The sequence below is a fragment of the Mycobacterium sp. E802 genome (genome assembly GCF_001666875.1).
Classification (GTDB): Bacteria; Actinomycetota; Actinomycetes; order Mycobacteriales; family Mycobacteriaceae; genus Mycobacterium.
In genome coordinates this window covers 106970-133008 of sequence record NZ_LZJD01000162.1, presented here as the reverse complement: position 1 = coordinate 133008, position 26039 = coordinate 106970, and the positions used below count along the sequence as shown (strand labels likewise).

At 66.3% G+C, this 26039-nt stretch carries 25 protein-coding genes and 1 pseudogene; 20 read left to right on the top strand and 6 right to left on the bottom strand.

Annotation, left to right across the window (positions count from 1 at the left end; all coding sequences use genetic code 11):
- Positions 1-43: 43 nt before the first annotated feature.
- The 4 genes and pseudogenes from rplS (at position 44) to A5699_RS24110 (ending at position 2433) form a co-directional block, all read left to right on the top strand.
- Positions 44-385 (top strand): 50S ribosomal protein L19, encoded by a 342-nt coding sequence (gene rplS, locus A5699_RS24125; RefSeq protein WP_029372100.1) that lies wholly within the window; start codon positions 44-46, stop codon positions 383-385.
- 58 nt (positions 386-443) lie between these two features.
- Entirely contained in the window at positions 444-1295 is an 852-nt protein-coding gene (lepB, locus tag A5699_RS24120) for a signal peptidase I (protein ID WP_231965815.1), read from the top strand.
- A gap of 20 nt (positions 1296-1315) precedes the next feature.
- Positions 1316-2067: pseudogene (locus A5699_RS24115) on the top strand (ribonuclease HII).
- A 60-nt stretch (positions 2068-2127) separates the two neighbouring features.
- Positions 2128-2433 carry a DUF2469 domain-containing protein gene (locus A5699_RS24110; protein WP_003881082.1) on the top strand — a complete coding sequence of 102 codons (306 nt, stop codon included), beginning with the start codon at positions 2128-2130 and terminating at the stop codon, positions 2431-2433.
- A gap of 8 nt (positions 2434-2441) precedes the next feature.
- Here A5699_RS24110 and A5699_RS24105 read toward each other — a convergent pair whose 3' ends face one another.
- Genes A5699_RS24105 through A5699_RS24090 form a run of 4 tightly spaced genes read right to left on the bottom strand, consistent with a single transcriptional unit; the run spans position 2442 to position 6643 of the window.
- Positions 2442-3146: a dienelactone hydrolase family protein gene (locus A5699_RS24105; RefSeq protein WP_067774987.1), complete on the bottom strand. Its 705-nt coding sequence runs from the start codon at positions 3144-3146 to the stop codon at positions 2442-2444.
- A 24-nt stretch (positions 3147-3170) separates the two neighbouring features.
- Positions 3171-4637, bottom strand: coding sequence for a YdiU family protein (locus tag A5699_RS24100; protein ID WP_067774984.1), 1467 nt, complete (start codon positions 4635-4637; stop codon positions 3171-3173).
- Between the two features lie 19 nt (positions 4638-4656).
- Positions 4657-5043 carry a DUF2237 family protein gene (locus tag A5699_RS24095; RefSeq protein WP_067775118.1) on the bottom strand — a complete coding sequence of 129 codons (387 nt, stop codon included), beginning with the start codon at positions 5041-5043 and terminating at the stop codon, positions 4657-4659.
- A 4-nt stretch (positions 5044-5047) separates the two neighbouring features.
- Positions 5048-6643: a PucR family transcriptional regulator gene (locus A5699_RS24090; protein ID WP_067774974.1), complete on the bottom strand. Its 1596-nt coding sequence runs from the start codon at positions 6641-6643 to the stop codon at positions 5048-5050.
- Positions 6644-6756: 113 nt separating this feature from the next.
- On the opposite strand from A5699_RS24090, the gene A5699_RS24085 reads away from it, so the two are divergent.
- Entirely contained in the window at positions 6757-8259 is a 1503-nt protein-coding gene (locus tag A5699_RS24085) for a CoA-acylating methylmalonate-semialdehyde dehydrogenase (protein WP_067774971.1), read from the top strand.
- Between the two features lie 13 nt (positions 8260-8272).
- Entirely contained in the window at positions 8273-9658 is a 1386-nt protein-coding gene (locus A5699_RS24080; protein ID WP_067774968.1) for an aspartate aminotransferase family protein, read from the top strand.
- Between the two features lie 57 nt (positions 9659-9715).
- On the opposite strand, the gene A5699_RS24075 is transcribed toward A5699_RS24080, so the two are convergent.
- Positions 9716-9982, bottom strand: a complete 267-nt coding sequence (locus A5699_RS24075) for a hypothetical protein (RefSeq protein WP_067774965.1) — start codon at positions 9980-9982, stop codon at positions 9716-9718.
- Positions 9983-10087: 105 nt separating this feature from the next.
- On the opposite strand from A5699_RS24075, the gene A5699_RS24070 reads away from it, so the two are divergent.
- The 3 genes from A5699_RS24070 to A5699_RS24060 all read left to right on the top strand — a co-directional run bounded on the left by A5699_RS24070 (position 10088) and on the right by A5699_RS24060 (position 12154).
- Positions 10088-10861 carry an HAD-IIA family hydrolase gene (locus A5699_RS24070; protein WP_067774962.1) on the top strand — a complete coding sequence of 258 codons (774 nt, stop codon included), beginning with the start codon at positions 10088-10090 and terminating at the stop codon, positions 10859-10861.
- A 109-nt stretch (positions 10862-10970) separates the two neighbouring features.
- Entirely contained in the window at positions 10971-11696 is a 726-nt protein-coding gene (locus A5699_RS24065) for a GntR family transcriptional regulator (protein WP_067774959.1), read from the top strand.
- Positions 11693-12154, top strand: coding sequence for a RidA family protein (locus A5699_RS24060; RefSeq protein WP_067774956.1), 462 nt, complete (start codon positions 11693-11695; stop codon positions 12152-12154). Before A5699_RS24065 ends, A5699_RS24060 begins: the two co-directional genes overlap by 4 nt.
- On the opposite strand, the gene A5699_RS24055 is transcribed toward A5699_RS24060, so the two are convergent.
- A complete protein-coding gene (locus tag A5699_RS24055; RefSeq protein ID WP_067775115.1) occupies positions 12155-12754 on the bottom strand; it encodes an SRPBCC family protein in 600 nt (199 codons plus the stop codon). It abuts the gene before it with no gap.
- A 98-nt stretch (positions 12755-12852) separates the two neighbouring features.
- Between A5699_RS24055 and A5699_RS24050 the strand changes: the two genes are divergently transcribed.
- The 11 genes from A5699_RS24050 (at position 12853) to A5699_RS24000 (ending at position 26035) form a co-directional block, all read left to right on the top strand.
- On the top strand, positions 12853-13848 hold the full coding sequence (locus A5699_RS24050; protein WP_231965814.1) for an LLM class flavin-dependent oxidoreductase: 996 nt from the start codon (positions 12853-12855) through the stop codon (positions 13846-13848).
- Positions 13849-14174: 326 nt separating this feature from the next.
- Positions 14175-15158: an ABC transporter substrate-binding protein gene (locus tag A5699_RS24045; RefSeq protein WP_067774953.1), complete on the top strand. Its 984-nt coding sequence runs from the start codon at positions 14175-14177 to the stop codon at positions 15156-15158.
- Between the two features lie 34 nt (positions 15159-15192).
- Positions 15193-16002: an ABC transporter ATP-binding protein gene (locus A5699_RS24040; protein WP_067774950.1), complete on the top strand. Its 810-nt coding sequence runs from the start codon at positions 15193-15195 to the stop codon at positions 16000-16002.
- Positions 15999-16850 carry an ABC transporter permease gene (locus A5699_RS24035; RefSeq protein ID WP_067774947.1) on the top strand — a complete coding sequence of 284 codons (852 nt, stop codon included), beginning with the start codon at positions 15999-16001 and terminating at the stop codon, positions 16848-16850. Before A5699_RS24040 ends, A5699_RS24035 begins: the two co-directional genes overlap by 4 nt.
- Positions 16847-17644 (top strand): ABC transporter permease, encoded by a 798-nt coding sequence (locus A5699_RS24030; protein ID WP_067774944.1) that lies wholly within the window; start codon positions 16847-16849, stop codon positions 17642-17644. The genes A5699_RS24035 and A5699_RS24030 overlap by 4 nt, the downstream gene beginning before the upstream one ends.
- The gene (locus tag A5699_RS24025; protein ID WP_157561424.1) at positions 17641-19974 is read left to right on the top strand and encodes a xanthine dehydrogenase family protein molybdopterin-binding subunit; all 2334 of its coding nucleotides are present in this window, start codon (positions 17641-17643) and stop codon (positions 19972-19974) included. The genes A5699_RS24030 and A5699_RS24025 overlap by 4 nt, the downstream gene beginning before the upstream one ends.
- Complete coding sequence (locus tag A5699_RS24020; RefSeq protein WP_067774941.1) at positions 19971-20852, top strand: xanthine dehydrogenase family protein subunit M; 882 nt, start codon at positions 19971-19973, stop codon at positions 20850-20852. Before A5699_RS24025 ends, A5699_RS24020 begins: the two co-directional genes overlap by 4 nt.
- Positions 20839-21360, top strand: a complete 522-nt coding sequence (locus tag A5699_RS24015; protein ID WP_067774938.1) for a (2Fe-2S)-binding protein — start codon at positions 20839-20841, stop codon at positions 21358-21360. Before A5699_RS24020 ends, A5699_RS24015 begins: the two co-directional genes overlap by 14 nt.
- A complete protein-coding gene (locus A5699_RS24010; protein ID WP_067774935.1) occupies positions 21360-22430 on the top strand; it encodes an FUSC family protein in 1071 nt (356 codons plus the stop codon). The genes A5699_RS24015 and A5699_RS24010 overlap by 1 nt, the downstream gene beginning before the upstream one ends.
- Positions 22431-22503: 73 nt before the next feature.
- On the top strand, positions 22504-23721 hold the full coding sequence (locus tag A5699_RS24005) for an amidohydrolase family protein (RefSeq protein WP_067774932.1): 1218 nt from the start codon (positions 22504-22506) through the stop codon (positions 23719-23721).
- 205 nt (positions 23722-23926) lie between these two features.
- Entirely contained in the window at positions 23927-26035 is a 2109-nt protein-coding gene (locus A5699_RS24000) for a thiamine pyrophosphate-dependent enzyme (protein ID WP_369806763.1), read from the top strand.
- Positions 26036-26039 lie beyond the last annotated feature (4 nt).

Below are 26039 nucleotides of genomic sequence, written 5' to 3'. Positions count from 1 at the left end.
TGCGCGCCCGGCCGGAGCCGCGAACAACAAGGAAGTGTCACCGATGAACACGCTGGACTTCGTCGATCAGGCGTCGCTGCGCGACGACATCCCGACCTTCAGCCCCGGCGACACCGTCAATGTGCACGTGAAGGTGATCGAGGGCTCCAAGGAGCGCATCCAGGTTTTCAAGGGCGTCGTGATCCGTCGCCAGGGTGGCGGCATCCGCGAGACCTTCACCGTGCGCAAGGAAAGCTACGGCGTCGGCGTCGAGCGGACCTTCCCGGTGCATTCGCCCAACATCGATCACATCGATGTCGTGACCCGGGGTGACGTGCGTCGCGCCAAGCTCTACTACCTGCGCGAACTGCGCGGTAAGAAGGCGAAGATCAAGGAAAAGCGCTGAGCGCGCTGCTCCGCCTGACGAAGCTTTCGTCGCGGGACCGGTCACGACGCTCGCTACTGTGGTGCCTGTGACCGGACCCACCGACTCCGCCGACGCATCCTCGGAGGGCGGCCTCGACTCCGATTCCGAATCCGCGGCTCCCGCCGCAGACGAATCGCCGGAAGAGTCTCCCAAGAGCAAGCATTCCACCGCCCGCGAGATTGCCATTCTGGCCGGCATCGCGCTGGTGCTCTATTACGTGACGCTGACGTTCATCGCGCGTCCCTACCTGATTCCGTCGGAATCGATGGAGCCGACGCTGCACGGCTGCCCCGGCTGCGTGGGGGACCGGATCATGGTCGACAAGCTCACCTACCGGTTCTCCGAACCCGAGCCCGGTGACGTCGTGGTGTTCAAGGGCCCGCCGTCGTGGAACATCGGGTACAAGTCGATCCGCTCGGACAACACCGCCATCCGTTGGGTGCAGAACGCCCTGTCGTTCGTGGGGTTCGTGCCGCCGGACGAGAACGACCTGGTCAAAAGGGTGATCGCGGTGGGTGGTCAGACCGTGCAGTGCCGGGCGGACACGGGGCTGACGGTCGACGGTAAGCAGTTGAACGAGCCGTACCTGGATCCGGCCACCATGATGGCCGACCCGAATGTCTATCCCTGTCTGGGCAATGAGTTCGGCCCGGTGACCGTGCCTGCGGACCGACTGTGGGTGATGGGGGACAACCGGACCCACTCGGCCGATTCGCGGGTGCACTGCAGCAACCTGCCCGCCGATGCGCGTGAGGGGCTGCTGTGTACCGGTGACCCGATGGCCGGCACGGTTCCGGTGGAGAATGTCATCGGAAAGGCACGGTTCATCGCCTGGCCGCCGTCTCGATGGGGCGGCATCAACGGCGTGAACCCACAGACCGACTCCTAGGGAGCTGCCCTGTGCCGCCAGTGGCGAAGACGTCGTGGCCGCCTCGAACGGTGATCCGCAGATCATCCGGCCTACGCACCCTGGAATCCGCGCTGTACCGCAACGGTCTCGGCCCGGTCGCCGGGGTGGACGAGGTGGGACGGGGCGCCTGCGCCGGTCCTCTGGTGGTGGCGGCCTGCGTATTGGGTCCGAACCGGATGGACAGCCTGGCTTCCCTCGACGATTCCAAGAAGCTGGGCCCGGCGGAGCGGGAGCGACTTTTCCCCCTGATCCGCCGCTACGCCCTGGCCTATCACGTGGTGTTCATCCCGTCGGCCGAAGTGGATCGCCTCGGCGTGCACAGGGCCAATATCGAGGGCATGCGCCGTGCGGTGGCCGGTTTGTCGGTGCGACCTGGATATGTGTTGTCCGACGGGTTCCGGGTGCCGGGGTTGGCAGTGCCGTCTCTGCCGGTGATCGGGGGCGACGCCGCCGCAGCCTGCATCGCGGCCGCCAGTGTGCTGGCGAAGGTGAGTCGGGACCGGTTGATGGTCGACATGGAGCAGCACCACCCCGGGTACGGGTTCGCCGAACATAAGGGGTACAGCACCCCGGCACACTCGGCGGCGTTGGCGGAGTTGGGGCCGTGTGGGGAGCACCGCTACTCGTATGTGAACGTGCGGCGGGCCGCAGAGACGGCAGGAGGGCGGCGGGCCGCAGAGACAGCAGGGGTGCGGCGGGCCGCAGAGACGGCGGGGGTGCGGCGGGATATGGCACCAATGCGGCATGCTGAAGTGGCGTACGGAAAGATGGGCGACAAGGCATCAGCACAACGAGAAGGACTGCACACCAGATGAGCGCCGAGGATCTCGAGAAGTACGAAACCGAGATGGAGCTCTCGCTGTACCGCGAATACAAGGACATCGTCGGGCAGTTCAGCTACGTCGTGGAGACCGAGCGCCGGTTTTACCTGGCCAACAGCGTGGAGTTGATTCCGCGCAACTCCGAGGGCGAGGTGTACTTCGAGTTGCGGCTCGCCGATGCCTGGGTGTGGGACATGTACCGGCCGGCCCGGTTCGTCAAGCAGGTGCGGGTCATCACCTTCAAGGACGTGAACATCGAAGAGGTGGAGAAGCCGGAACTGCGGTTGCCGGAGTAGCGGCCGGCTCAGCCGGATTTGGCGGTCAGATGTTCACCGAAGAAGGTGAACACCCGGGACCACGCATCGGCAGTGGCTGCCTCGTTGTAGCCGAAACCGGTGATCCGCAGAAACGACTGCCCCGGTAGTTGGTTGGCGAAGCTGTGGCCGGCGTCGGGATAGACCTTGATGTCGGCCGCGATGCTCTTGTCGTCGACGACGCGCTGCAATCGGCCCGGGGCGCCGACGCCGATCGGGTCGCGGCGTCCGAAGCTGGCCACGATCGGGCACGAGGCGTCCAAGGTCTGGTCGAGCCGACGCGGCAGCGGTGTGCCGTAGAACGGTGCTGACGCGGCAAATCCCTTGGGCCCCATGAGCAGTGCGAACTGTCCGCCCATGCAGAAGCCGGCGATGCCGATGGTCCCGGTGCACTGTGGATGCTCGCGCAGGTGGTCCCGGGCGGCCAGGATGTCGTCGAGTGCCCGGCCACGCTGGGTCAGCAGGTCGCGGAACACACGGGTGATACATCTGGCCCGGCCGCCGCGGGAGTACAGGTTCGGGGTGAGCGCGAGATAGCCGGCGGCCGCCACGCGTTCGGAGATCGCCTCGTTGTCCGGGCCGTAGCCGATCGCATCATGGATGATCACCACACCCGGCCACGGCCCTCCACCAGCGGGGATTCCGAGCAGGGCATCGATCGAACCGGCCGGGGTGTCCACGGTGATCGTCGTCACCCGACCGAGAGTAGCGGCTGCCGGTCAGGTTCCGCAGAACGTGCGGTAGGCACCGAAGTCGGGGGGTGCGGGGGCGGCATAGCGTTCGAGACCCGGGCGCTGCCGGTACGGGGACGCGAGGGCTGCCATGAGGTGGTTCAGCGGTTCTAGGTCATCGTCGTTCGACGCCGCGGCGAGTGCTTCCTCGACGAGGTGGTTGCGGGGGATGTAGAGCGGATTGACCCGGTCCATCGCCTCGGCATCGGGATGCAGCGCAAGCCAACGCCGGCACCAGCCGTCGAAGCCGGGTGGGTCGAACAACGACTCGTTTTCACCACGGGCCATCCGGGCCAGCGCACGCCACGATGAGGTGTAGTCGATGCGGTGCTGGTGCAGCAGCGCCAGGAAGTCCTCGATGACGGGTTTCGCAATCGTGGCATCGGTACCGGCGGGCAGTCCGAGCTTGGCTCGCATACCGGTCGTCCAGGCGCTGTCGAACTGTGGGCCGAACCCGTGCAATGCCTCGGTGGCGACTTCCACAGCCCGCTCGGAGTCCTCGGCCAAGAGAGGCAGCAGGGTCTCGGCGAAGCGGGCCAGGTTCCAGGCGGCCACGGTGGGCTGGTTGCCGTAGGCGTACCTGCCGCCCTGGTCGATCGAGCTGAATACCGTTGCGGGATCGAAGGTTTCCATGAAGGCACAGGGGCCGTAGTCGATGGTCTCCCCGGAGATCGTCATGTTGTCGGTGTTCATCACGCCGTGCACGAATCCGACCAGCATCCACTGCGCGAGCAGCTCGGCCTGCGCCGAGACGACCGCCTCGTACAACGCCAGGTACGGATTGTCGGCGTCAGCGGCGTGGGGATGGTGCCGGGTGATGGCGTGATCGGCCAGTCGGCGCAGCAGCCCGAGGTCTCCGGTGGCCTGGGTATGTGCGAAGGCGTACTGGAAGCTGCCGACGCGCAAGTGGCTGGCGGCGATACGGGCCAGGACCGCGCCGGGCAGCAGCGTCTCGCGGCGGACTTCCCGGCCGGTGGCCACGACGGCCACCGATCGGGTGGTCGGTATGCCCATGGCGTGCATCGACTCGCTGACGATGTACTCACGCAGCATGGGTCCGACGGCGGCCAGGCCGTCGCCGCCGCGAGCGAAGGGGGTACGCCCGGACCCCTTGAGGTGAAGGTCGCGGAGCCGATCCCCGGGGCCGACGAATTCACCCAGCAGCAGTGCGCGGCCATCGCCGAGGCGAGGGACGTATCCGCCGAACTGATGGCCGGCGTAGGCCTGCGCCACCGGGGTGGCGCCGGAGGGGACGACGGTGCCCACCAGTAGGCCGAGGCCTTCGGGGCTGCGCAACCAGCCGGCGTCGAGCCCGAGGTCGTCGGCCAGCGGCTCGTTGAGCACCAGCAGTCGCGGCGCCGGGGCGGCCTCGGCCTGCCACGCGACGGCCATTTCGGGCAGCGCGTCGGCGAAGCGGTTGTCCAGCGCGACGGTCGAGTTGGGGGCGACGCTCACCCTTCGAGCCTACGGAGCCTCAGAGGCTGCCCAGGTCGTCGGGCACATCGACGGCGTACTGCTGAAGCACGTCGAGGGGAATCAGCTCCAGGGTGCGTTCGTGGGTGGCGGCCAACACGACCGGGGCGGCCTGGCCGTCATGGTGGGCCCGCAGCCAGTTGGCCGCCGTGACGCACCACCGGTCTCCGGGTGCCAGGCCGGGGAAGCGGAAATGAGGGGCCGGGGTCGACAGGTCATTGCCGATCGACCGCTGATGTTCCAGGAATTCGGTGGTCACCACGGCACAGATGGTGTGCCGGCCCGCGTCGGCGTCACCGGTCGAGCAGCACCCGTCGCGGTAGAAGCCGGTGAGCGGGTCGGTGCTGCACTCTTCGAGCAGGCCTCCGAGCACATTGCGATCAGCCATCGGATCAGTATGGCGCGGCGCTGCGTTGCGCATCGAGTACCAGCAGCGCGACGTGCAGCGAGGTCATCGATTCGCCGTCGTCGAGGTTCACGCCCAACCGCCGTTCGATCGAGGCGAGCCGGCTGTAGAGCGCCGGGCGGCTCATGTGGAGTCGCTTGGCCAGTGCCGACTTGTTGCCGGCGAGCTCCAGGTAGCCGCGTAACACGGCCACGTCGTCGCTGTCCTGCTCGGCATCGTGGATCAGCAGGTCCTTGAGTTCGGTCTCGGCGAACGTCTGAACCCGCGGATCGTCGAGCAGGAGGGTGATCAGACCGCGCAATCGGACGTCGGAGGCACGCACGAACGGGCGCGGCAAATCCGACATGGACGCCGCCACCTCGGCGACATGGGCCGCTTCGCGTAGGCCGTGGACCGCGTCGGCGAACGCGCCGGCACTGCTGCCGACGGCGATCACGACCTTGTCGGCGTCGCCGCCGCGGGCGATGGCCTCCCGCCAGCCCTCGGCCAACCGGGTCAACGTGGTGTCCATGCCGGCCCCGCGCCGCGGGTTCATGGCCAGCACCAGACCGATCTCACCGTCCCGGCGAACCGAGCAGATCGCGCTGTGCCCTTGGGATTTCACGCTGTGGGTGACCGCATCGAGGATGCGGATGTTGCGGCGCTGGGTGCTGACGGGATCGAGCCGGTCCGGTGGTGCGCCCACCCGGACGGTGGCCGGCAGGTAAGACCCGGCGGCCCGCAGGCCCAGCGCCAGTGCCCGGGCATTGGCTTCGCGGTCGTCGGAAATCCGGCCGCCCAACACGTCGTCGATCAACCCGCTCTGCGCCTGGCGCTCGAGCCCGGACCGGCCCCGCTCGGCCATCCGATGCAGGGCCAGTGCCTGCGCGGCCCGTTCGAGCACCATCTTGGTTTTGGCCGGAGCGACCGGCGCGTGCGGAACGATGAGCCGCCCCCATTCCTCGGCGCGCGGGCCGACGGCGGTGGTTGCCCATGGCTCGGTCATCGCCCGGGACCGACGTTGCCAGTCGGTGAGCACGGTGGTGGCCGCCTCGCCACGCGGTGAGATCGCCAGCACCTGCCGGGACAGATCCTCCAGCACCACCGATTCGTCGATCATCTCGGCGGCTGCGCGCACGATGTCGGCCATCGACGGGCGTTTCATGCTGAGCTCGGTGAAGGTCTGGTGGGTGCGGTGGGCGAACTCGAGTTCCTCGTACTGGTCGGCGACGATGAGCCGGTGCACCGCCTCGGTGACCTCGACGAACTTCGTCTCCCGGTGCAGCACCACCAGCGCCAGTCCGAGCGTCTGGGCCATGCTGCCGACGCTGGGCGGAAGCGATTGGACCCGGGTACCGAGTTCCACCACCACGCCGACGACACCCGCCCGCTGCATCCGGCGCAGGTAGTCGCGCGGCGCAGCGCACAACGCCGCGCCGGTGGTGAGCACCAACTCGCCGCCCTGCAGCAGACCGGCGAGGTCGGGCATGTCGCTGACGTGGACCCAGCGCACCGGGCGGTCCAGTTGCTGGGCGCTGAGCACCTCGGGCTCGCCGGCCTGCACCACCGGGAGCCCGACGATGTCGCGGACGGTTGGGATCATTTTACAAAGTGTAATAAATCTGGAGTTCTGCCTTACGGGATGTTCGGCTGCGAGCAGCCGTTGCTGGCCCAGAGTAATAGCAGTACTCACCGCCATAGGAAGGTTCGGAACCCATGAGCAATGTCATTCAGCACTGGCGCGACGGCAAGATATTTGCCGGCAGCTCCTCCGCCACCGCTCCGGTGACCAATCCGGCGACCGGCACGGTCACCGGCGAGCTTGCGTTGGCCAGTGTCGATGACGCGCGCGCCGTGATCGACGCCGCGGTGGCGGCGTTCCCGGCCTGGCGTGACGCCTCGCTGACCAAGCGCACGTCGGTACTGTTCGCCTTCCGCGAGCTGCTCAACGCCCGCAAGGAAGAACTGGCCGCCATCATCACGAGCGAGCATGGCAAGGTGCTCTCCGATGCGCTCGGCGAGGTGAGCCGGGGCCTGGAGGTCGTCGAATACGCTTGTGGGATCCCGAATTTGGTCAAGGGTGGGTTCACCGAGAACGCCTCGACCAAGGTGGATGTGCATTCGGTGCTGCAGCCGTTGGGGCCGGTCGCCATCATCTCGCCGTTCAACTTCCCGGCCATGGTGCCGATGTGGTTCTTCCCGATCGCCATCGCCGCGGGCAACACCGTGGTGCTCAAGCCCTCGGAGAAGGATCCCAGCGCCTCGTTGTGGATGGCCGAGCTGTGGAAGGAAGCCGGCCTGCCCGACGGCGTGTTCAACGTGCTGCAGGGTGACAAGACCGCTGTCGACGAACTGCTGACCAACCCCAAGATCAAGGCGGTGTCCTTCGTCGGCTCCACCCCGATCGCGCAGTACGTGTATGCCACCGCGACTGCGGCCGGCAAGCGGGTCCAGGCCCTGGGCGGCGCCAAGAACCATGCGGTGATCCTGCCGGATGCCGATCTGGACCTGGCCGCCGATGCGATGATCAACGCCGGCTTCGGTTCGGCGGGTGAGCGCTGTATGGCGGTGTCGGCCTGTGTGGCCGTCGGCCCGATCGCCGACGATCTGGTGGCCAAGATCGCCGAGCGCGCGACCACCATCAAAACCGGTGACGGAACCAAGGATTCGGACATGGGCCCGCTGGTCACCAAGGCTCACCGGGACAAGGTGGCGTCCTACATCGACGCCGGCGAGGCCGCCGGGGCCAAGGTTGTGGTCGACGGGCGCACCGTGCTGGACGGGGCGGGTCAGAGGAATCCGGACGGGTTCTGGCTGGGCCCGACCCTGCTGGACAACGTCACCCCCGAGATGAGCGTCTACACCGACGAGATCTTCGGCCCGGTGCTGTCGGTGGTGCGGGTCGAGACCTACGACGAGGCCCTCGAGCTGATCAACAACAACCCGTACGGCAACGGCACCGCGATCTTCACCAACGACGGTGGTGCGGCGCGGCGGTTCCAGAACGAGGTCGAGGTGGGCATGGTCGGTATCAACGTGCCGATCCCGGTTCCGATGTCCTACTACAGCTTTGGTGGTTGGAAGGCCTCACTGTTCGGTGACAGCCACGCCCACGGTGCCGAAGGGGTGCACTTCTTCACCCGCACCAAGGCCATCACCACCCGCTGGCTGGACCCCAGCCACGGCGGCATCAACCTCGGCTTCCCCGAGAACAAGTGAGAGAATTTCAGCCATGACTGTGACTCAAGAGTCTGCCGTGCTGCCCAACGGGTTGACCGTCGAGGCGGCCAAGGCCGAAGCCGCGCGCGCCTACGAACTCGACCGTGCGCACGTGTTCCACTCCTGGTCGGCGCAGGAGGAGATCTCGCCGATGACCGTCACCGCTGCCCAGGGGTCCTACCTGTGGGACGGCGACGGTAACCGGCTGCTGGACTTCTCCAGCCAGCTGGTCAACACCAACATCGGCCATCAGCACCCGAAAGTGGTTGCCGCCGTTGCCGAACAGGCCGCCAAGCTGTGCACGGTGGCCCCGCAGTACGCGAACCTGGCCCGCTCGGAGGCGGCCCGGCTGATCGCCGAGCGCACCCCTGGTGAGTTGAACAAGGTGTTCTTCACCAACGGCGGCGCCGACGCGGTCGAGCATGCGGTGCGGATGGCCCGGCTGCACACCGGTCGCTACAAGGTGCTGTCGCGCTACCGCGCCTACCACGGTGGCACCGACACCGCGATCAACCTGACCGGTGACCCGCGCCGCTGGCCGAACGACCGCGGCAACGCCGGCATCGTGCACTTCAACGGGCCGTTCCTGTACCGCTCGTCGTTCTACGCCGAGACCGAGGAACAGGAATCGCAGCGCGCGCTGGAGTACCTCGACAAGCTGATCCAGATGGAGGGCCCGTCCACCATCGCCGCGATCATCCTGGAGTCGATCCCGGGCACCGCGGGCATCATGGTGCCCCCGCCGGGATACATGGCCGGGGTGCGCGAGATCTGCGACCGCTACGGCATCGTGTTCATCGCCGACGAGGTGATGGCCGGCTTCGGTCGGAGCGGAAAGTGGTTCTCCATCGAACATTTCGATGTGGTGCCCGATCTGCTTACCTTCGCCAAGGGCGTGAACTCGGGTTACGTCCCGCTCGGTGGGGTGGCGATCAGCCCCGCCATCTACGAGACGTTCGCGCATCGGTCCTACCCGGGTGGGCTGACCTACTCCGGGCATCCGCTGGCCACCGCGGCCGCCGTCGCCACCATCAACGCGATGGCCGACGAGGGCATGGTCGAGAACGCGGCCAAGATCGGTGCCGAGGTGCTCGGACCCGGCCTGGCCGAGTTGGCGGCCAAGCACCGCAGCGTCGGTGAGGTGCGCGGCGTCGGTGTCTTCTGGGCCGTGGAGCTCGTCGCCAACCAGGAGACCCGCGAACCGCTGGCTCCGTACGGTGGTTCCAGCCCGGCGATGAACGCGGTGGTCGGTGCATGCAAGGCCAATGGCCTGCTGCCGTTCGCCAACTTCAACCGCATCCACGTGGTGCCGCCGTGCAACGTCTCGGCGGAGGAGGCCCGTGAGGGTCTGGCGATCCTGGACAAAGCGCTCGAGGTCGCGGATCAGCACACCAACTGATCACTGCCCGAACGATGGCCCGGCCCTGCGGTTTCCGCGGTGCCGGGCCATCGGCGTTCAGTGCCCGCGGTTGCGGTCGATGATCAGGTCCTTGATCTCGGCCAGGTGCTCGTCGACAGAGCGCAGCCGAGCCCGGGTCTCCTGACGGAAATCGGTGAGTTCGCGGTCGACCGAGGTCAGCCGCCCCTCGACGGAGGTGAGTCGTTGGCCTTGCTCACGCTGATTGGCGCCCAATGCGTTGACTGCCGCAAGTGCCGCGCGATAGTCAAAATGGGAGGCCCCCAGCGCTGCCACCCGCGCTTCGAGGTCTTCGAGGGCTGCCATCGCCCCATCGTGAGGGCGTCCCGGTCTCACGGCCATGCCATCGCGACACCCGGTGGATAACTGCGTTGGCCCCTGATCGGCGCCGCAAATTGGGACACTGGACCGGTGCGTTCACCTGCCCAGTGCTGGCTCACCGACATGGACGGCGTCCTGGTCCGCGAAGAACATGCGCTGCCGGGCGCTGCCGAGTTTCTGCAGACCCTGGCCGACAAACAGCGGCCGTTTCTGGTCTTGACCAACAACTCCATCTTCACGCCGCGGGATCTGGCCGCCCGCCTGGCGCGCTCGGGCTTGCTCGTGCCCGAAACGGCGATCTGGACGTCGGCTATGGCCACCGCGGCGTTCCTGGCCGACCAGCAGCCCGGCGGTTCGGCCTATGTGATCGGGGAGGCCGGGCTGACCACCGCGTTGCATGAGTCCGGCTACACCCTGACCGACATCGACCCCGACTACGTGGTGCTGGGGGAGACCCGCACCTATTCGTTCGAGGCGATCACCAAAGCGATCCGGCTGATCCTCGGCGGTGCCCGGTTCATCGCGACCAATCCCGACGTCACCGGTCCATCGGCGGAGGGACCGTTGCCCGCAACAGGTTCGGTCGCGGCGATGATCACCAAGGCCACCGGCCGCGAACCCTACTTCGTCGGCAAGCCCAATCCGATGATGTTCCGCAGCGCACTCAACCGCATCGAGGCGCACTCGGAGAGCACCGTGATGGTGGGAGACCGGATGGACACCGACGTGGTGGCCGGCATCGAGGCCGGGCTGGACACCATCCTGGTGCTCACCGGCTCCACCACCGTGCACGACATCGAGCGGTATCCGTTCCGGCCCAGCCGAGTGTTGCCGTCGATCGCCGAGGCAATCGAGTTGATCTGAGGCTCAACGGCCCTCGCCGGGGACGCTCGAGACTGCAAGATGGCAACGGAATAGCACTGCGACCCGCTAATCGCATAGAATATCCAATTATTAGCGAAAGCGAGACCCGATGCCACCGCGAACAGCCACCCGGCGCACAGCCGCAGGATCCGATTCCGCCGTCGGAGCGCGCTCGGACTTCGTCCGGCCCAAGACCGCTCAGCAGGCGGTGGCCGAGGCGCTGCGTCGGGACATCACCAGTGGCAAACTCGCGCCTGGCAGCTGGATCGTGCAGGAGAGCCTGGCCGAACAATTCGGCATGTCGAGGATTCCGGTACGCGAAGCGCTGAAAACGCTTGAGGCCGAGGAATACATCACCTATGTGCCGCACAGCGGGTACCGCGTCGCTCAGCTCGGGCTCGACGAACTGGTCGAGGTGTTCCGGATCCGCGACATCCTTGAGGCCGAGCTCATCCGGGACGCCATGCCGGCTGTCACCGACGAGCTCATCGATGCCATGCGTGCGCATATGGCCGTGATGGACCAAGCGGCTGCCGGCGGTGACTTGATCGCGGTGGGGCTGGCCAACCGGCAGTTCCATTTCCTGACCTTCGAGGCCAGCCGGATGGCACGCACCAAGCGGATCGTCACCCAGTTGTGGAACACCGCTGACGCATACCGCCCGATGTATGCCCACTTGATGGATCTGGACCAGGTCAACAGTGAGCACGTGCTGCTGGTGGAGGCCATGGCCGCACGCGACATCGACCGGGTGGTCGCGTTGAACCATCAGCACCGCATGCACGCCATCGCCCACCTGCACACCGTGTTCGGAGACGAGGAATCCGACGAGTGAGCGCTCGGAAACGGTTGGCGGCGTTGGGAATCGAACTCCCCGCCCCGGCGCAGCCGAAAGGGGCTTACTTTCCCAGCCGCCGATGCGGTGACCAGCTGTGGATTTCAGGGACCACCGCGCGGCGGCCCGAGGATCCGGGCGCGGTCGGGGTGGTCGGTGCTGATGTCACTGCGGAGCAGGCGTCCGCCCAGGCACGGTGGGCGGCGCTCAATCTCGTCGCGGCGGTCGATGCGGCCGTCGGCCTGGATGCGGTCACCGCCCTGGTGCATCTGCGGGGCTATGTGCGCGCCACCTCGGAGTTCGATGCCCACCCCGGCGTGATCGACGGGGCGTCGGCGTTGCTGCTGGAGGTGTTCGGCCAGGAGTGCGGAGCACATGCCCGCACGGCAATCGGAGTTGCCTCGTTGCCGGGCGGCGCGTGCGTGGAACTCGAGCTCGTCGCGGCCGTGCGCGACTGATCAGGCCACTCGCGACGCGGTGCGGCCGATCGCCAGTCCCAGGGCGATTCCGGCCAGCGTCGTCAACCCGATTGAATACCAGTCAATTTCACCAAGCTCGTGGTGACGCCGTGTCGGGCTCTGCTCGGCGCATCGGCCGGTTTTGGCAGCACCGTCGGAACCGACGATCATGGCGTTGAGCCTGTGCACGAACTGCCCGATGATGCGGTTGCTCACCTGCGAGATGACGCCGGCGCCGAATTGGGCGATGCGGCCGCCGAGTTCGAGGTCGGTGCGAACGGTCACCTCGGTGCGGGAGCCCTGCGCGCAGGCCGACATGGTGACGGTGGCTTCCGCCGAGCCGTTGCCTTTTCGATCGCGAGCCTGCCCGCGGACCACCATCGCGTGGGTGCTGTCGTCACGGCTGACGACGGTTGCCGTACCGGAGAGCGTCAATCCGACCGGCCCCACTTTGATGGCGACGTTGGCCCGGTAGTCGTCACCGTTCTGGCTTTCGAGTGCTGCGCCAGGTATGCACTCGACCACCCGCGGTACGTCGGTCAGTGCGGCCCAAGCGATGTCGAGCGGGGCGTCGACGGAGAACTCATTGACTAGCTGCATGCGGTTTTCCATCTCCTCGATCGCGTCTAGCGGTTGTGCGTCCCGAAGGGCGGCCCTACGATTGGATACGATATCCAACGTCGCCCAGGAGGTCGATAGTGCTGAGCAAGGGAGTCGGGCTGTTTCCGACCGAACCGGTGGGCACGATGTGCGAGTACGTCAAATTGAGCGAATCCCTCGGCTACGACAATGTGTGGTTCGGGGATTCGCAGAACATCTGGCGCGAGTCCTCGACCGTGATGGGGGCGGCGGCCGTGGGAACCGAACGCATCGTGTTCGGCACCGGGGTGACCAACGCGGTGACCCGCCATCCGTCCCTGCTGGCTTCGACCTGGGCGACGCTGGCCGAGTACACCGGCGGCCGGGTGGCGCTGGGCATCGGTACCGGCGACTCGTCTTTGCGGACAATGGGTCTCACGCCGCTCAAGCTGGCCGAGCTCGAAGCGTCGATCCGCGAGCTCCGTACCTTGTTCAAAGGTGAGAAGGTGGTGGAGCCGACCAGCGGCGCTGAGTACCACCTGAACTACCTGTCCGAACCGGTCGACATTCCGATCTACATTGCCGCCTCGGCCCCGAAGATCCTGCGGATGTCGGGTCGGATCGCCGATGGCGTCATCGTGTTGGTCGGCACTGCGCCACACTTCATCGAAGCCGCGTTGCAGACGATCGAAGCCGGTGCGGCCGAGAGCGGCCGTACCCTCGATGACATCCACATCGTGCTGTGGACCCCGACGGCAATCGACGAGGATCGCGTCAAGGCGCGGGATCTGGTGCGCGCGCACGTATCCCGAGTGGCGATCAGGCCGCTTCCGGCTAAGGTGGAACCGGCGCTGGAGCAGGCCATCGATCGAATCCGGGACTCCTACAACTACTACGAGCACATGAACCCCGAGGCCAGTCATGCCGACCTGGTGCCCGATGAGTTGGTCGATCTGTTTGCGCTGGCCGGCACCCCCGATGAATGCGCACAGCGCCTCAAGGAGATCGAATCGCTTGGCGTCGACCAGGTTTCCATCGTGCCGTTCGTGCGTCCGGGGGAGAGCCGGGCGCCCACCATCCGCACTTTTGCCGAAATCATCGACGGCCGTGGCTGATCGCCACGGCTTCCCCGCACCCGGCAGCACGGTGGCGGGTGCCCCGCCACCGCTGAAGCGGACCCTGACCGCGGCTGACGGCCTTGCGGTGGCGACGGTGGGCGACCACGGGTCGGATCCTGCCGGCTCGCGGCCGCTGGTCCCACCGGTCAGATCGAGCGCGAGGTTCACCACGGCAGCCGCATTGCTGGGCGTGGCTCTCGGCCTTGAACTGGCGAGGTTGTGGACGAGTGGCGGGACCGCTCACATTGGTCCAAAATATTGACCTAGATCACACAAATTCGTATAGTGTATCCAATATTCACCGACCTCGGAGGTATGCGTCGATGGCCTGGTTTCGTAAAGTGTTCGTCGCGGCGGGAACCGCTGTGGCGCTCGTCGCGGCAGCGACGGCATGTGCCGACGAATCGTCAGGTCCGGACAGCGGCGCCACGGATACGCTGAGCATCTCGGCCACCGGTGTGGACAGCTTGCCGTTCATGGCCATCCTGCAGGTCGGTATCGACAAGGGCTGGTTCAAAGAGCAGGGCATCAACGTCGATCTCTACTCGGGCGGTGGCGGCGGCAACACGCTACGCGTGGTCACCAGCGGTGACGCGGACATGGCGATCGCCGGCAACAGCTCGGTGATTCTTGCGGCACAGCAACCGAATTCGAATCTCGAGGTGGTTGCGCCGTGGTTCCAGGTGAACGACTTCTCGTGGATCTCCCCGCCGGGCCGCACATTGGAGGGCGCCACCCTCGGGTTCAGTTCCGCGGGCTCGTCCACCGAACTGATCGTCAAGGGCCTCGAGCGCAAGCTCGGTGTCAAGTCGCAAGCGGTCGGGCCGATGGGTGACAACTGGACCGCGGCCAAGGCCGGGCAGATCACCGCGGGGTGGGCCATGCAGCCGTTCATCGCCGACAAGCAGAAGTCGGATAACGCTGCGGTCCTGGTCGATTCGCGGGACGTGGTGGGTGACCTGCCGGCCGACCTGGTGGCCGTGAATGCCGACTACGCCGACAAGAATCCGGATAACGTCCGGGCATTCTTCGCTGTTGCCGACCGGCTGAACGACTGGCTGGTGGCCAACCCCGACGAGGCGGCCGACGAGATCGCCCCACTGGTCGGAGTGTCGCCGGAGGTGATGCGCGCAGCGTTCGCCAGCAATCCCGATCTCGCCAAGGGCTATTCGTTGAAGGTGGATGCGGCCGGTCTGAAGAACCTGTCCGAGTTGATGGTCGCCGCCGGCCAGATCCCGGAACAAATCGACTGGGCCACAACGCTCGATCAGCAGTACCTGCCCGACGACGCGCAGACCGACATCTGAGCTGACACGGCCAGCATCCCTGAAAGGCGTACCTATGGATCGTGACGGCATCCGGATCGACGACGTTTCGGTGGTTTTCGATACCCCGGCCGGCAAGGTGACCGCGGTAACCGACATCAAACAGCACGTTCCGCACTCCAGTTTCGTGTCCATCGTCGGGCCGAGCGGATGCGGTAAGTCAACTCTGTTGGCGGTGATCGCCGGGTTGCAGAAGGCGTCGACCGGTCTGGTACGCGTGGCTGGACAGCCGGTCACCGGACCCGATCCGTCGATCGGTGTCGTGTTCCAAGAAGATTCGACGTTGCCGTGGCGCACGGTCGAAGAGAATGTGGCCTTCGCGATGGAGATGATCGGCACCGGCAAGGCCGAACGACGTCAGCGGGCCAAAGAGGCGATCGAACTCGTCGGGCTCGGCGGTTTCGAAAAGTCCTACCCCTCCATGCTTTCCGGTGGCATGCGGCAGCGGGTCGCACTGGCCCGTACCTTGGCGGTTCAGCCGGAAGTGGTGCTGATGGACGAGCCGTTCGCGGCCCTCGACCAGCAGACCCGATTGTTCCTCGGCGCCGAGGTTCGCCAGATCTGGGCCAGGACCAATCAGACCATAGTGTTCGTCACGCATGACATCTCCGAGGCGATCCTGCTGTCTCAACAGGTTTGGGTGATGTCCTATCGGCCCGGGTCGATCATCGACGTCGTCGACATCGACCTGCCCGACGAGCGCGACGCGAGTATGGTCTCCACTCCGCGGTTCAACGAACTCCAGAATCGGATCTGGACGTCACTGCAGGCCGAATCCATGCGCGGGTTCAGACAGCAGGAGGCCCAGAAGAAGGTGGCGACGTGACGACGTCCTATGTCGCACAGGAGGACTTGCCCACGGAGAACATGAGTACCGGTGACGGCCGGCCGGAGCCGGAACTCCGTAAGAGGCGGTTGAGCAACGCCGCGATCAGCATGCTCTCGACGTCATTGCTGATCCTGGGCTTCCTGATCGTCGCCGAAGTTGGTGCCCGGACCGGGCTCTGGAGCGACCGTATCCTTCCGGCCCCCTCGGTGATCCTGGCAGAACTGGTACGTCTGCTGGGCGAAGGCCAGTTCTGGACTGACGCGGCCCGTACGGGTGTCGAGGTGGCCTTCTCGATCCTGTTCGGCAGCCTGTTGGGTTTCGCTGCCGGCCTGACCTTTTGGAAGGCGCCGGCGATCGGACGCATCTTCGAGCCGTACCTGGTCTCGTTCTATGCGGTGCCGCTCGTGCTCTTCTATCCGGTGATGATCGTGATCGTGGGGATCAACGCGATGTCGGTGATCATCCTCGCGACCATCATGGCGGCCATCCCCATGGCACTCAACACCGCAGTCGGGCTCAACACGATGCCGCCGGTGTACATGAAACTGGCCCGATCGTTGAAAGCCTCGCCACGGCAGACCTTGTTCGCGATCGCGATCCCGGCGGCCGGGCCCTTCATCGTCGCCGGTTTGCGGCTCGCGGTGGTCTACGCACTGATCGGCACCATCGCGATGGAATTCACCACTGCCCAGGCCGGTTTGGGTTACCGGATCCGCTATCTCTACGAGATCTTCAACAACAACGAGATGTTTGCCTACATCGCCGTTGTTCTGGTGTTGTCATGCATTCTCACCGCGCTGCTGGCGACGGTGGAACGTGTACTGCTGCGTGGGAGGAACCGATGACCACCGTGCAGTCATCTACCGGCCACCCTCCGGTGGACAAGTCGCGATCGACGACGCAGCGGATCCGGTCTGTCCTGGGTAACCAGGCCGTAGGTGCGATCCTGCTCGCACTGGTGGTGGCGCTCGTCTGGGAGATCTTCTCCGATCTGACGTTCGTCATTCCTTCGCCGGTGCAGACCTTCCAGGTGCTGATCCACAATCTCGCCGATCCCGCTTATCTGTTCGATCTACAGGTCACCGCGCAGTCGGTGTTCCTGTCATTCGTGATCGGCACCGCGATCGGCGGCGTACTCGGACTGCTGCTCGGCTTGTCGCAGCGGTTGCGGCTGATCTTCGAGCCGATGCTGATCGTGCTGAACGGGATTCCGAAGATCGTGCTGTACCCGGTACTTCTGCCGATCTTCACGCTGTCCGGTTCCAAGATCGTCATGGGGGTGTTGTTCGCCCTGTTCCCGGTGTTGATCAACGTGACCACCGGCGTGCAGGAAATCCCGCGGGTGTACTGGAAATTGGCCCGCTCCGTGCGCGCCAACGCCTGGCAGACGCTCGTGCACATCATCATCCCCGCGATCCGGCGGCCGCTGCTGACCGGAATCCGGCTCGCGGTGAGCCTCGCGGTGGTCGGCGTGGTGCTCTCGGAATTCTTCGCCACCAGGCGAGGTCTCGGCCGGGTGGTGCTGCAGGCCTACAGCCACGGTGATTACCCGTCCATGGTCGCCACCATCATGCTGTTGATCACCATTTCGTTCGGAATCTCGATCGCATTGTGGCAGTGGGAGAAACGACTCCATTGACAAGGAACCAATCGGAGTCGGGTCACATCGGCAGTTCGGTCCGGCGCCGCGAAGATGAGCGCCTGCTCGGCGGTCGCGGCCAGTTCGTGGCGGACTGTGCGGCCGGCGCTCACCACGTCGTGTTCCTACGCTCGACCGAGCCACACGCCCGGATCGTCCGCCTCGATACCACGGCTGCCGAGCGGATGCCCGGCGTGATCGGCATCCACACCGCCGGCGACCTGGGCTTGTGCGGTGTACCGATCCCGTCCCTGACCACCCCGGACGCGGACTTCACCGCCGCCACGTCGTGCGTGCTAGCCGAGCAGCGGTTGCCCATCCTGGCCCATGACCGCGTGCACTACGCCGGCCAGCCGATCGCTGTCGTGGTGGCCGAGGACCGCTATTGCGCCGAGGATGCGCTGGAGGCCATCGAGATCGACTACGAGCCGCTTGACGCAGTGACTGACCCGTTCGACGCGCTCGACGCCGAGTGCCCCGTGCTTTTCGACCACCTCGACAGCAACGAGGCGGCGCGACTGCACTATTCGTTCGGCGACGTCGAGCGCGAGTTCGCCACGGCTGCAAGGGTGGTCAGCGGCACCTACCGGATGAACCGACACGGAGCGGTACCGCTGGAGTGCCGAGGTGTGCTGGCCCAGTTCGATTCCCGCCTGCAGCGGGTCGAGGTGACCACCTCGACCCAGGTGCCGCACATGGTGCGCAACGCCATCTGCGCGGTGACCGGCTGGTCACGCCAGGACGTCAAGGTTGCGGTGCCCGATGTCGGTGGCGGCTTCGGTACCAAGGCCAATGTGTACGGCGAGGAAATCCTGCTGGCACTGCTCGCCCGACACACCGGCGGCCGGCTGATCTGGGTCGAAGACCGTCAGGAGCATCTGCTGGCCAGTGCGCAGGGCCGAGATCAGGTGCATCACACCAGGCTTGCGGTCGACCATGACGGTCACATCCTGGCGTGGGCAGACGATTTCGTCGTCGACATCGGCGCCGGAAGCCTCTGGGTGGCGGGCATCATCGCCAACACCGCGATCCACCTCCTGGGCCCGTACCGCATACCCGCCGCGCGGATTTCCGGGCGCGCGGCCCTGACCAACAAGACGTTGGTTGCCCAATACCGCGGCGCCGGTAGGCCGGAGGCCACGTTCGCCCTGGAACGCAGTCTCGACGCGGCGGCCCGCGAAATCGGGATGAGCACTGACGAGATCCGCCGGCGCAACCTGCTCACCGAGGCCGACCTGCCGTACCCGCGGCCGATTCCGTACCGCGACGGTGTCCCGATCCACTACGACGGGCGTGACTATGGCGCCTGTCTGGAATCAGTTCTGGACGTGTTGCCACGGGACGAGATAGCCCGCTGTGCGGCCGAAAATCCGCAACACCACATCGGTTACGGGTTGTCGGCCTACTTGGAGGCCACGGGCCGTGGCCCGCATGAGACCGCGCGGATTCGCCTACTGCCCACCGGCCGGTTCGAGGTGACCGCCGGAGCGGCATCGGCCGGTCAGGGACACGAAACCGTCTTCTCACAGGTGGCCGCCGAGGCCTTGGGCGTGCCGTTTGACCAGGTGTGTTACGTGCCGGGGGATACCGACCGGCTGGCCGACGGGGTGGGAACCTTTGCCAGCCGCTCGGCGATACTTGCCGGCTCGGCCGTGCACAAGGCCGCCGGCCAACTCGTCGAGTTGGCCGCCGATCGGGTGACGGCCCTGACCAACGCCGACCGCGAGGACGTTCAGTACGCCGAGGGCAGGTTTCACATCGCCAGGGACCACTCGATCGGGTGGGACGACCTGGCCCGCGCGGCTGCGGTGGGCGGCGAACAGGAGAGCGGTGGTGCCCTCGATGTCACTGCGGTGCATCGGGTTACGACGGTTACGTGGACGATGGGCGTTCACGCGGTGATCGTGGGCGTCCACCGGCGCACCGGAATCGTCAAGGTGCTGCGCTACGCGGTGTCACACGAGGGTGGCCGGGAGATCAACCCGAAGATCGTCGAAGGGCAGATCGTCGGCGGTGTCGCGCAGGGCGTCGGCGGCGCGCTGTTCGAGCAGTGGAGTTATTCGGAAACCGGTCAGCCGCAATCGACGACGTTCGCCGCCTACCATCTGCCGCTGACCACCGACATACCGAACGTGCGCGTGCAGCATCTGCATGTCGACACCCCGGCGAATCCGATCGGGGTTCGCGGGGCCGGGGAGAGTGGCACCATCGCCGTGTATGCCGCGCTCGCCGGGGCTGTCGACGATGCACTCGGCGGGCGTATCCACGTCGACAGCACCCCGATCTCGACCGGACAACTGTGCCGAGTACTCGATCGGGCGGCATCGTGAAACCCGCGCCCTTCACCTATTTCCGCCCTGATTCGGTCGGTGAAGCCCTCGAGCAGCTGGCGTGTCATCCCGACGCCAAGTTGATGGCGGGCGGTCAATCCTTGATGGCGTTGATGAACTTGCGGCTGGCCCGGCCGAGCGTGATCATCGACATCGGCAGGCTGGTCGAGCTCGAGCGCATCTTCGACGACACCGACGATCTGATCCTCGGCGCGCTGGTCACCCATCGCACCGTCGAAGTCGATCCGCTGATCGCCGCGCGCACTCCCTTGCTGTCGGCCGCTGCCGGCCATATCGGGCATATCGGAATCCGCAACCGAGGCACACTGGGCGGATCGGTGGCGCATGCCGACCCGGCAGCTGAAATGCCCTTGGCCACTGTGGTCCTCGGCGCCACATTTCACACCGAATCGGCGACCGGGGGCCGGCGGGCGATTGCCGCCGAGGACATGTTCGTGTCGTTCTACACCAGTGCCCTGGCACCTGACGAGATGATCACCTGGGTGTCACTTCCTGCCATCCGGCGCGGCCAGGGCTGGGGTTTCGTGGAATACGCCCGGCAGCACGGTGATTACGGGCTGTCGGGCGCCGGTTGCCTGCTGGGTATAGGCCACGACGGCCGGATCGAATCGTTGCGCGCCGGTGTGCTCGCGGCGGCGGACCGGCCGCTGCTGTTCAAGGGCGATGATGCAATCGGCGAGCGTCCTTCGTCACGGTTGTGGCGAGCACTGGCAGAGCGGTGGGCCGGCACTGTGCAACCGGCTTCTGACGATCCGGACTACTGCCGACGGTTGTGTGCCGCGGCGTTGGCGCAATCGCTCACCGAAGCCCAACGGCGTATCGACAAGGGACCGGAGGCCGCCCATGGTGTCAACTGAGAGGCAGACAGCCGATACGTCCAAACCGACTGTGGGCGTGCCGATATCAGCCGTTGTCAACGGCAGGCTGATCCAGCGCACCGTGGTACCCCGGCTGACGTTGGCCGATTTTCTGCGTGACGAGCTGGGCCTGACGGGTACGCACCTGGGCTGCGAACACGGAGTGTGCGGTGCATGTTCGGTATTCCTCGACGGTCAGAGTGTGCGTGCCTGCCTCATGTTGGCGGTGCAGATCGACGGCATGCGGGTGACAACGGTTGAAGGCCTCGAGGCGTTCGAGGAAACCGGGCGGCTGCGTGAGGCGTTTTCCGAACGAGGGGGTTTGCAGTGCGGTTTCTGCACACCGGGTTTTCTCGTCACTGCCGTCGAGCTACTGCGCGATCCGGACACTGAGAAGCCGCTGACCGAGGATTCGGTCCGAGAGGCATTGTCGGGCAACATCTGTCGCTGCACCGGTTATCAGGGCATCGTGCAGGCAGTACTGGACGCCGCCGATCAGTCCGGGTGATGACGCTCCGGCCGCGGTCTGACGGCAGCGCCGTGGTGGGTCGACCGTTTCGCACTCCCGAACTCCTGCGTCCCGTCGGCAACAGCCGGTGGGGGATGGCGGCCGCACTGGCGGTGGCGCTGGGCGCTGTCCTGGCCGGCACCGCGTTGTCTGGCCGTGCCGAATGGGGATCGGGGGTGGGCCTGGGTTTCGTGCTGATCGCCGTTCCCGAGATCCCCGCCACGTGGCCATCGGCGCTTCGCACCATGGGCGTGAGGGCCGTGACCGTGTTGGCGGGCGGAGCGCTCGTAATCGCGTGTGCGCACAACACCGTCGCGCTGGCCGGGTTGACCATGGGGGCGGCGATCGCGGGCGCGCTGATTCCTGGCGTCGGTGCGACTGCCGGCTTGGCGGTGGTGCTGATGTCGATCGACCTGGATCAGCACGCCACGAGTACCGCGGCACTGTGGCCTTACCTCGTCGGCATCGTCATCGTGTTCGCGAGCTGGGCGGTCTGGTTCGCGATTTCTCGCCTGCGGCGTCGGGCCGAGGAAGAGCCACTCCCGCGGGCCTCCGCGGCCAGTGTGGGTCATGCGGCTCGGGTTGGGGTAGCGGTGGGACTTGCGGTGTCGGTGGCGGCGTTGTTGCCTGCGGACATGGTCGGCGGCCACTGGTTGGTCACCAGCGTGCTGTTGACGATCCAGCCGAGCCGGGCCCAGACGGGTTTGCGGTTGGCTCAGCGGCTTTCGGGCAACGCTGTCGGTGCCGTGATCGCCGCGGTGCTGCTGGGGACACAGCCATCTGCACCGGTGGTGATCGGGTTGACGGTGGCGCTTTTCCTGATCGCGATGGCGTTACGGCCCGTCAACTACACCTGGTGGGCGATCACCGGACCACCGGTGCTGCTGGTGATCAGTGAATACCCGAACCTGTTCCCCTGGTACGAAGGCGCCGTGCGGCTCGTGATGAATTTCGTGGGTGCGCTCATCGTGGTGCTGATGGTGTTCGTCGCACCGTTGGTCGTGCCGACGTGGTTGCAGCGCAGAGAATTCCGGCTCGGCCGCGGCGGCGATGTCCCGAGCCGTACGTGACAGATCTTGCATTGCGCTATGCCGATCCGGCACGTTCGGATAGTGTATACAAAATCCAACGCTGGGAGGGTTTGTGACCACACTGCTCGTGGAGGACATCGGACTGCTCGTGTGCGGCGATGCGACGCCGGCCGTGCGTGATACCACGTTGCTGATCGAGGACGGACGCATCGCCGGGATCGGCGTCGACCATCCCGCCCCCGACAACGTGTTGTCAGCCGGCGGACTGACCGTCATGCCCGGCCTCGTCGACGGGCACGTGCATCCGACCTTCGGCGAATGGACGCCGGCGCAGAACTCGATCGGCTGGATCGGCAACTACCTCCAGGGCGGCACCACCTCGATGGTGTCAGCCGGTGAATTGCACATCCCCGGCATCGATTTCGGGGCACTGACGCCGGAACTCGTCCTGAGCATCGCGGTCACGTCCAAACACACCACCGGGCGGTCCCGCCCGTCGGGCGTCAAAGTGAACGCCGGCACCATGCTGCTCGTGCCGGGCATGACCGAGGAGCACTTCGACCGCGCCCACCGCGAAGGCGTCGAACACCTCAAGTTCATCTTCTACGACTGGAACCGGCTGGGGGACGGCGAGGCCCAGCGTTACGTCGAATGGGCGCATGACCGTGGCATGACCGTCAAGATGCACTCGGGTGGAGTGTCGCGGTCCGGATCGAGCCGGGTGGCCGGCCGGGACGTCGTCGTCGCGGTACGTCCGGACATCGTCGGCCACATCTCCGGCGGGCCGATCCCGCCGCCCGACGAGGACATCGTGGCGATCATCGCCGACCTGCCCTCGGCCCACGTCGAGGTGTGCAGCTCGATGAACTACCGCGCCACCAAACTCGTGGTCGACCAACTGTCCGCACGCGGTGAACTGAGCCGGCTCACGCTCGGCACCGACACCCCCGGCGGCACCGGCGTGATCCCGCGAGGCATGCTGCGCAACATCTGCTTCCTCGCCTCGATCTGCGGCGTCGACCCGCTGCACGCCGTCGCGGCAGCCACCGGTCAGACGGCCCGCGCCCACGGCCTCGACACCGGGGTGCTCGCCGAAGGCCGGCCGGCCGACCTGCTGGTCCTCGGGCCGGTCACCGGATCGACTGCCGACGATGCGCTGGAATGTTTTGCCCTCGGCGACCTGCCCGGGATCGCGACCGTGCTGGTCGACGGTGTCCCGCTGGTCAAGACCCGTAGTGAACAAACCCCACCGCCCAGCCGGGCGGTGCGGTGGCGCGGCGAGCCCGTTCCGACCGCAAAGTCCACGACGCATCGCGTCGGGTGCTGCTGAACCGATAATCACCAGGGGTGTTGACCTACGAAGGCGCCGGCGAAATGCATAGTCTGATCGTCGGGCAGGACCTCACCGGAATTGCCGCGTTGCGCTGACAACTCGGCGTCGCGCGTACCGTCCACCCACCGCGAGCTCAGGAGGCCAGGTGGCCAGTTCCCACCGTGAAGGCATCGACGAATACTTCTGTAGGACCGTGTCCGAGTTGACCGGGACCGATAATCAGCCGTGGCCGCAGGGGTCGGCGCTGACCGCGCGGGATGCGTTGGCGCTCTTCGATGCTCAACTGGGTAGCCGACACCTGGATCTGGCGGCCCGATGGTTGCGGGCCCGCGGCACGGGCTACTACACCATCGGCTCGTCAGGCCATGAAGGCAACGCGGCGGTGGCTGCCGCCCTGCGCCCGACCGATCCGGCGCTGCTGCATTACCGCTCCGGTGGCTTCTACCTGGCCCGCGCCGCCCAGGTCGGCGGCACCGATCCGGTGTGTGACGTGTTACTCGGAATGGTCGCAGCGAAAGACGAGCCCATCGCGGGTGGGCGGCACAAAGTGTTCGGCCGTCATGACCTGAACGTCATTCCGCAGACCTCGACGATCGCCTCACATCTCCCACGTGCACTCGGCGTTGCCTTTTCGATCGCCCGGGCCCGCAAGCTCGGTGTGGCGTGCCCGTGGCCGGACGATGCGCTGACGGTGTGCAGTTTCGGTGATGCCTCGGTGAATCACTCGACCGCGGTGGGTGCGATCAATGCCGCGCTGCATGCCTCCTACCAGGGGCTGCCCATGCCGCTGTTGTTCGTCTGCGAAGACAACGGCATCGGGATAAGCACGAAGACGCCGCGGGGGTGGGTGGCACGGACCTACGCCCATCGTGAGGGGCTGCAGTATTTCGCTGCCGACGGCTGTGATCTGGTCGCGGCCTTCGATAAGGCGGTGGCGGCCGCACAGTGGGTACGTAGCCACCGCAAACCTGCCTTCCTGCACCTGAGCACAGTCCGGTTGATGGGCCACGCCGGGTCGGACTATGAACCCGGTTACCGAAGGCCGGATGACATCCTGGCCGACTACGATCGCGACCCGGTTCTCAACACCGCCAGAATCCTTGTCTCACATGGCGTCTTGACGCCGGTCGAGGCCGTCGACCGGTATGAGGCGAAACGCCGAGAGGTGATCGGGTTGGCCGATGAGCTCAGCCGGTCCGCACAACTCGACAGTGCCCCGGCCGTGGTGAAACCTTTGCGTGACACTCTCGACGACGCTCGGGCAGTTTCGGTCACCGGTCCCGGCGAGCCCGGCGGCGCACCCTTGACGTTGGCGCTGGCCATCAACCGTGCCTTGAAAGATGTGTTGGTCCAACATCCGGAGACGATCGTGTTCGGTGAAGATGTTGCGCACAAGGGTGGGGTGTACGGCGTCACCCGCGGCTTGCAGAACACGGCCGGGCCCGCCCGGGTGTTCGACACGCTGCTGGACGAACAGACCATTCTGGGTCTGGCGCTGGGCGCCGGAATCTCGGGTCTGGTGCCGATCCCGGAGGTCCAGTACCTGGCGTACTTGCACAATGCCGCCGATCAGATCCGCGGCGAGGCAGCCACTCTGCAGTTCTTCTCCAATCGCCAGTACCGCAACCCGATGGTGGTGCGAATTGCGGGCTACGGCTACCAGAAGGGTTTCGGCGGGCATTTCCACAACGACAATTCGATCGCTGCGATCCGCGACATCCCCGGTGTGGTGATCGCCTCGCCGGCCCGGCCCGACGATGCCGCGGCCATGCTGCACACGTGTGTGGGTGCCGCGAAATCAGCCGGGGCGGTGTGCATCTACCTCGAACCGATCGCGCTGTACCACACCAAGGACCTCTATGCGGATGGCGATCAGCAATGGCTGGCGGCTTATCCGGAGCAACCGGTCCGCATCGGGCGGGCCCGCACCTACGGCGAGGGCGCCGATCTGACGATTCTGACCTTTGGCAACGGAGTGTGGATGAGCCTGCGGGTGGCGCGCCGTCTGGCCGAGGCCGGCATCGCCGCGCGGGTGGTCGATCTGCGTTGGTTGGCGCCGCTGCCGGTGGAGGACATGCTGCGCGAGGCGGAGGCGACCGGACGGGTGCTCATCGTCGACGAGACCCGTCACAGCGGCGGGGTGGGAGAAGCGGTGCTGGCCGAACTCGTGGACGGGGGCTACACCGGCCGGATGCACCGGGTGGCCAGCGCCGACAGTTTCATCCCGCTCGGCGATGCCGCACTGCAGGTGCTGCTGTCCGAGGACACCATCGAGGACGCTGCGGTCAACCTGGTCACCCAACGGGCTTGATAGC

Coding starts and splice junctions, on each gene's coding strand:
- rplS (WP_029372100.1), top strand. CDS start 44: ATGAACACGCTGGACTTCGTCGATCAGGCGTCGCTGCGCGACGACATC.
- A5699_RS24110 (WP_003881082.1), top strand. CDS start 2,128: ATGAGCGCCGAGGATCTCGAGAAGTACGAAACCGAGATGGAGCTCTCG.
- A5699_RS24095 (WP_067775118.1), bottom strand. CDS start 5,043: ATGGCTGATCGCAATGTGCTCGGAGGCCTGCTCGAAGAGTGCAGCACC.
- A5699_RS24090 (WP_067774974.1), bottom strand. CDS start 6,643: ATGATCCCAACCGTCCGCGACATCGTCGGGCTCCCGGTGGTGCAGGCC.
- A5699_RS24085 (WP_067774971.1), top strand. CDS start 6,757: ATGAGCAATGTCATTCAGCACTGGCGCGACGGCAAGATATTTGCCGGC.
- A5699_RS24080 (WP_067774968.1), top strand. CDS start 8,273: ATGACTGTGACTCAAGAGTCTGCCGTGCTGCCCAACGGGTTGACCGTC.
- A5699_RS24075 (WP_067774965.1), bottom strand. CDS start 9,982: ATGGCAGCCCTCGAAGACCTCGAAGCGCGGGTGGCAGCGCTGGGGGCC.
- A5699_RS24065 (WP_067774959.1), top strand. CDS start 10,971: ATGCCACCGCGAACAGCCACCCGGCGCACAGCCGCAGGATCCGATTCC.
- A5699_RS24055 (WP_067775115.1), bottom strand. CDS start 12,754: ATGCAGCTAGTCAATGAGTTCTCCGTCGACGCCCCGCTCGACATCGCT.
- A5699_RS24045 (WP_067774953.1), top strand. CDS start 14,175: ATGGCCTGGTTTCGTAAAGTGTTCGTCGCGGCGGGAACCGCTGTGGCG.
- A5699_RS24040 (WP_067774950.1), top strand. CDS start 15,193: ATGGATCGTGACGGCATCCGGATCGACGACGTTTCGGTGGTTTTCGAT.
- A5699_RS24030 (WP_067774944.1), top strand. CDS start 16,847: ATGACCACCGTGCAGTCATCTACCGGCCACCCTCCGGTGGACAAGTCG.
- A5699_RS24015 (WP_067774938.1), top strand. CDS start 20,839: ATGGTGTCAACTGAGAGGCAGACAGCCGATACGTCCAAACCGACTGTG.
- A5699_RS24010 (WP_067774935.1), top strand. CDS start 21,360: ATGACGCTCCGGCCGCGGTCTGACGGCAGCGCCGTGGTGGGTCGACCG.